General features: G+C 57.3%; 4 protein-coding genes and 3 pseudogenes. 1 reads left to right on the plus strand and 6 read right to left on the minus strand.

Features of this window, described 5'->3' with window-relative positions:
• Positions 1-358: 358 nt before the first annotated feature.
• From QO002_RS31085 to QO002_RS30235, 6 genes and pseudogenes are all read right to left on the minus strand, one after another.
• Positions 359-475: pseudogene (locus QO002_RS31085) on the minus strand (IS5/IS1182 family transposase); the annotation flags it as partial.
• A gap of 72 nt (positions 476-547) precedes the next feature.
• A pseudogene (locus QO002_RS30215) lies at positions 548-1159 on the minus strand (zinc-binding dehydrogenase); the annotation flags it as partial.
• A gap of 99 nt (positions 1160-1258) precedes the next feature.
• A complete protein-coding gene (locus QO002_RS30220) occupies positions 1259-1681 on the minus strand; it encodes an organic hydroperoxide resistance protein (protein WP_307237279.1) in 423 nt (140 codons plus the stop codon).
• Positions 1682-1785: 104 nt separating this feature from the next.
• Positions 1786-1951 (minus strand): annotated as a pseudogene (locus tag QO002_RS30225) (isochorismatase family protein); the annotation flags it as partial.
• A 416-nt stretch (positions 1952-2367) separates the two neighbouring features.
• Complete coding sequence (locus QO002_RS30230; protein ID WP_307237282.1) at positions 2368-2736, minus strand: response regulator; 369 nt, start codon at positions 2734-2736, stop codon at positions 2368-2370.
• Positions 2733-4658: a PAS domain-containing sensor histidine kinase gene (locus QO002_RS30235; RefSeq protein WP_307237285.1), complete on the minus strand. Its 1926-nt coding sequence runs from the start codon at positions 4656-4658 to the stop codon at positions 2733-2735. Before QO002_RS30235 ends, QO002_RS30230 begins: the two co-directional genes overlap by 4 nt.
• Positions 4659-4969: 311 nt before the next feature.
• On the opposite strand from QO002_RS30235, the gene QO002_RS30240 reads away from it, so the two are divergent.
• The coding region (locus QO002_RS30240) for a GAF domain-containing protein (protein WP_307237288.1) at positions 4970-6081 on the plus strand (1112 nt) is incomplete at its 3' end.

Consider the following 6081-nt stretch of genomic DNA (forward strand, 5'->3'; position numbering starts at 1 on the left):
GATCGAAGTGACGTTCGCCGAAACACCCGCCCATCTTGGTGTGGAGACCCAGCGCCAATGGAATGGCAACGCCATCATCCGCACGACACCTTCACTCTTGGCTATATACAGTCTCGTGACAGCCTGAGCCAAAGCACGCCCCCTCACGCGGCGGCATGGTATAAAAAACCGATCTGATATTCACCGATGCGATCGGTGCTGTGCGTCTCGTTTTGTGGAGGGACGATCTTTATCGACACTCACCGTCAAACCCAGAAATGCACAAAATACCTCCCGGACCTCTTATCCGAATGGTACAGTCCCTTTGCTTCGCCGCATAATGTATAAAGTCGAGCTAACAGACTGACTCGAAAAGAAATCAATAAACATAGTAACTTGCGAGCCTTCGACTGAGAATCCGGATGTGGGCGATAAGCATCCACGCCTCAGCGGAGGCAATCGGTTTCTCCCAGTCTTTGGCCAGTCGCCTGCATCGCGGGCCGTTGTACTGCGCGATCAGCCCGCAGACGGGAACGCGCGCGTAGAGATCCAACAACGGAAACACCGCGTCCCAGACATGTCCGCCGACATTCTCAAAATAGACGTCGATCCCCTTCGGACAGGCGGTTGCGAGTTCGGAATCAAAAGTCGGAGAGCGGTGGTCGACGACGGCGTCGTATCCCAGTTCGTCCCTGATGTAGTCGCATTTGTCCTTCCCTCCTGCGACACCCACGTCTCGAGCGTCAGCGATCCTGGCTAACTGGCGAACAAGCGATCCGACAGGTCCAGACGCGGCGGCAACGACAACCGTCTCTCCCGGTTTCGGCTGGCCGATGAACCTCATGCCACCATATGCCGTAAAACTTGGCATGCCGAGCACGCCAAGAGCCGTAGAGACGCGGGCTCGGTGCGTGTCCACATGCCGGATCTTGGGGGCGTCCATGACTGCGTAGGTGCACCAGCCCGTCATCGGTCGAACGATTTCTCCCGGCTGGAAGGATTGGCTGCGGGACTGCACGACCTCGCACACGGCCTCGCATTCCATGACACCTCCAACCGGAACGGGTTCGGCATACGACTTGGTAGCGCTCATCCGCCCCCGCATGTAGGGATCAAGCGACAGGAAAAGGACACGCAGCAACTCCTGTCCGTCCCGAAGCTCGGGGAGTTCGGACGTCACTGTCCTAATTCCGGTCTAGGCGCGGCTGTTGGTCGGCTCGCCAAAACTATCGAGGTTGCTTTCATGTTCGGATCCTTGCCTAGCGGGGCGGCGCTAGTTTCAGACAAGCGTAAATGTGACCCCAATGTTCCCGTGCGTCGCCTTCGAGTAAGGGCAGATCTGATGTGCCTCATCGACGAGCTGCTGCGCGGCTTCGCGATCGACGCCAGGGATACCAACTGCGAAGCGAGCTGTCAGCGAATAGCCGCTCGTCGGGGAGAGATTGAGGTCCACCTCCGCATCGATGGTCACTTCACCGGCGAGCTTGATGTGCTTCTGTTTGACAAGAATGCCAATGGCACTCTCGAAGCATGCCGACCATCCGGCGGCGAAGAGTTGCTCGGGGTTCGTGCCAGGTTTGGCGGTACCGGGAACGCCAAGCTTCAGGTCGAGCTGACCATCTGAACTGCGCGCGATGCCCTGCTCGCGACCGCCGCTGACGTGTGTCTTTGCCGTGTAGAGGACTTTCGACTGCTGATCCATTGTACGCTCCTTGGGTGCTGGATAGGGACAGGCGCCCGGCGCGCATCGCCGGGTCGGCTTGCTGATGGGAGGGGTCTATTCGGCGGCGAGGCGATCGCGACAACCGACGAGATCGCCTTCAGGATCTCGTCGGTTGTCACGATCGCGCTGGCATAGCTGGGGTGGGTTTACCTCCAGCGCCGCATCCATCATTTCCGGCGAGTAGTCGGCGACCGCGTCCTTAACGATCGTCACGTCGTAGCCAAGCTCAGCGGCGTAGCGGACCGTGGACCCTTGCGTGTTTGCCTTGCTTTACGAGAAGGAAGATCACATCAAACGAACCCAACAACTATTGCACCAAGGTATGGTCGATACTTTGGTATCGGACCATTGCCAAGGCTTCATTGCGAGGCACACCGTAGCAGTTCAACGATGGCTCGGAGGGTGCGATGTCGGTCGTGATGTTCGTCTTAAAGCTTTCGGTGTCGCCTTCGCTACGAAGTTTCGCTGCCATATTACCCAGTTCAGGGAGGGACTGGGGATTCATCATCCGTATTACATGACCCGCTGGGCGAGACACCACATTTCAATGCCTTGACGGTCATTGGAACGTCTCCAAAGCCGGAGACGAATATGATCGGCATCGGTGTGAGAGCTAACGACATTGCCCGCCGGCCATGGGCGAAATTCGCATACCTATGTCCGCGCTATTTGAAGACGCGGTCGAGGGCGGCCTTAAGTGAGGAATCGCTGAATGGCTTATACAAACAGTCGATTGCGCCTCGCCTGATGAGGGGTAATCGCTCTTCTTCGTCCTTGTGGGCAGTGATGAAGATGATAGGAATTTTCTGGTCACGGCGGTCAAGTTCATCCTGCAGTTCTGGCCCGGACATGCCCGGCATTGCGACGTCTAGCACCAGACATTCGGTTTTGGCGGCCCACGCCGATTGCAGGAACTCGGCCGCGGACGAGAAAGCCTGTACTTCATATCCAAACACGCGAAGCAGATCCGGCAAGGACTCCCTCACGGACTCATCGTCATCGATCACCGCCACAAGCGGGCGCGATAAGGTCATGATCGGCCTGCCCGGAACACGTCGGCGCCTTCTTCGAGACAGTGTTCCGGTTTTCCTGGAATCGAGAAACCGAATTTCGCTCCGATCGCGGAGTTACCCCTTCCCCAGATTTTCCCACCATGCGCTTCCACGATAGAGCGACTAATGGACAGACCGATCCCCATGCCGTCCGCTTTTGTGGTGTGGAACGCGTCGAACAGTCTGTCTGGGTCGGTCCCTGCTATTCCGCAGCCGGTGTCCTCGACTGAAAATCGGAGCGCCCTGTCCGCACCGAGCTCGGTGCGCACGACAATGTCGCGAGGGTGTTGCGACCGGTCGCCGATTGCGTCGATCGAATTTCGAAGAAAGTTCATTATCACCTGCTGTAGCTGTACGCGGTCGCCAGCGACGCGGGGTAGAGCCTCAAAAAGTTCTGTCCGCAGAGATATCCGGTGTCGTTGCAAGTCGGGCGAAAGAAGAGAGACGACCTCAAGAGCTGCTTCGTTGAGGTCGACCGGTTCCACAGCCGATGTTCCCCGTTTGAAGAGCACCCGCAGCCGGGTGATCACGTCGGCAGCCCTGTTCCCATCGCGTATTGTCCGCCGGGCGGTCTCGATGGCGCCGTCGATGTTCGGCGGATCCGCAGATAGCATGTGCAGCGAAGTGCTTGCGTTCGTCACTATTCCCGTCAAGGGCTGGTTGACCTCGTGGGCAATTGCCGCGGCCATCGTACTAAGGCTCATGACGCGGGCGATCTGGGCCAGCTCCGAGCGCAGCTTGTCACGGGCTTCTTCGGCCAATCGTTGTGCCGTGACATCCTGTACGGCCCCGAGGCATTCCGTCGTGCCGTTCAAATGCTTTATGATACGTCCGACGACTCTCACATGCTTAACTTGGTCCGAGACTCTCAATCTGATTTCGTAATCCGGATTGTCGCTCCCCGATCGAACATTGCTCATTTTCTCAGCAAGCAGTGGCAGATCCTCGGGGTACACTCTCTCCGTGATACGATCAAAATCAACGATCGTGTCCTTTGGAAATCCGAAGATGCGGTGAAGCTCGTTAGAAAAAGTGATCTCGTCGGTGTCCACTTGCCATGAGAATGTCCCGGTCAGGCTGATCCTCTGCCCTTCAGCCAAAAGCATCTCGCTTCGACGAAGCAGTTCTTCGGCCGTCTTCCGTTGGGTTATGTCAGTAACCGCTCCGATAAACTCCGGCGCGGAACGGTCCAGTCCAATGTTTTGAAGGACGAGGCGCACGTATTTTACTTCGCCATCCGGCATCAACAGACGGTGCTCAAGTTCGAGGTTCGCCCCATTTTCTACAGCTCGCGCCACCATCTCTTGAACGTGAGCCAAGTCATCAGGGTGGCATCTGCCCAGCATGAGCTCGACACTTGGCTGCTGTGTCTTTGGATACCCGGCAACGCGGTAGGCTTCGTCCGACCAGAATATTTCCTGGGTCAACGGCTTCCACCAAACGCTACCCGTCTCGGTAAGCGTCTGCCCCTGCGCCAGGAACGCGGCGCTCCTTCGCAGAGCCTCTTCCGCCCGCTTGCGGTCGTCAATGTCGGTGTTGGTGCCATACCACCGAGTGACGGAACCATCCTCAGCATAGACCGGATTTGCGCGGAACAGGAACCATCTGTACTGCCCGTCGGACCTTCTAAACCGCGCTTCAGTTTCTCCCGGACGTTTGGAAGCGATGAGCGCCGACCAGACGCTGGCGAGGGTTTCAAGTTCGTCAGGATGCAGCGAAGTCATCCAACCCCATCCGTGGGCTACCTCGGATGTGATACCCAGAAAGGAGAGAAAGTGCTCGTTGAAGAAATCCGCTGTTCCGTCCGGCAGAGTAGACCAGGCCATTACCGGGATCGCATTGATGATCTTATTCTGCTCCACAGAGTTTGCGGAGCTATCTTGGGTAAATTCTGCCGTGCTCACAACCGGGTCCTTCTTCCACAACACTTTAAAGTTGGACCGAACGTTCCTATCAATCTAACCGCCCCAGACTTAATTCGCCTCATTCGCGCGCAACCATACCTCAATGCCCGAGCCAGTCTATAGTTCAAAGGTGTTGACCCGCGTGTGGACGAATGCTGCTCCTGCACGGACAGCCTGAAGGGCGAACCCAAGGCCCCGAGGGGCCTCGGCTCTGTCGTGTTGGTTAGCAAAGTCACCGACACTTTAGTATTATTGACTGGACAGCATTCGGCCGTCCAACTTGGCGGAGCTTGACGGCGGGAACGTGAGGTATGGACCTGCGCAGACTTTTCGACAGCCTGCCTGGATTAGTCTGGACGTGCGGACCAGACGGCGTGACCGATTTCGTGAATCGGCGTTGGCAAGACTACGCGGGAATGACAGTCGACGAATTGCGGGAGCGCGGTTGGACTTCCACCATCCATCCTGACGACATCCCCACTGTCCGTTCGGCATGGCGGCACGCCGTAGGTACCGGAAGCTCCGCCGACTTGGAAATGCGTCTTCGCCGTTTCGACGGAAGTTACAGATGGTTCAGCGTCAAGGCGGAGCCGTTCCATGACGAGGAAGGTCGCGTTTGTGGCTGGTATGGGCTTAACTCAGACATCGAAAGTCAGAGGCGTGCGGAAGCAGAACTCGAAGCCGAGAGGAACCTGCTTGAGCTTGTCGCCCAGGGTATCGCTCTACCAACGATTCTTAATCAGCTTTGCCTTCATGTCGAGAAGCTTGCACCAGGCTCTCTTTGCAGCATTCTGTTTTCGGATCCCGATGAACTTCGTTTTCGGCTTGGCGCTGGGCCTAATCTTCCCGCACCGTACAACGCGGTCCTCGACGGATTGAAGATTGATCCCTTCTTCGGCCCGTGCTCCCTCGCCATACGGACCAAGACCACGATAATCGTCACCGATCCCCCCAACGACCCCCGTTGGACTGCGTCGGCTTGGCCGGATATGATGGTAAAATACGGTCTAGGCTCCTGCTGGTCGGCGCCGATCGTCGGAACCCGCGGTCAAGTTCTTGGCATATTCGCGATCTACAGACACGAGCGCGTTGGCCCGACCGACGAGGAGCAGGAACTGATCGACCGATTTGCCAAGCTCTCCGGCATCGCAATGGAACGTGCGGAATCCGACGCGCTACTGGCCGCCAGCGGCTCTGAGCTGCGTCGTGCGAACGATTTCCTTGCTGGGGCCCAGAGATTAAGTAAGACTGGAAGTTTTTCGCTCGACCCGTTGCTCGATGAGCAGGTCTGGTCCGATGAGAACTATCGGATGTGGGAGTTCGATCCGTCTGTGCCGCCGACAATGCAGATGGTTGTTGCCGCGATCCATCCGGACGACCGTGAACGAGCCTACAGGGCGTTCCAAGAAGCTGTCCAATTTCG

This window comes from Pararhizobium capsulatum DSM 1112, assembly GCF_030814475.1.
Lineage (GTDB): Bacteria > Pseudomonadota > Alphaproteobacteria > Rhizobiales > Rhizobiaceae > Pararhizobium > Pararhizobium capsulatum.

Excerpts from the sequence above, each read along its gene's own strand:
- QO002_RS30230 (WP_307237282.1), bottom strand. The coding sequence starts at position 2,736 with ATGACCTTATCGCGCCCGCTTGTGGCGGTGATCGATGACGATGAGTCC.
- QO002_RS30220 (WP_307237279.1), bottom strand. The coding sequence starts at position 1,681 with ATGGATCAGCAGTCGAAAGTCCTCTACACGGCAAAGACACACGTCAGC.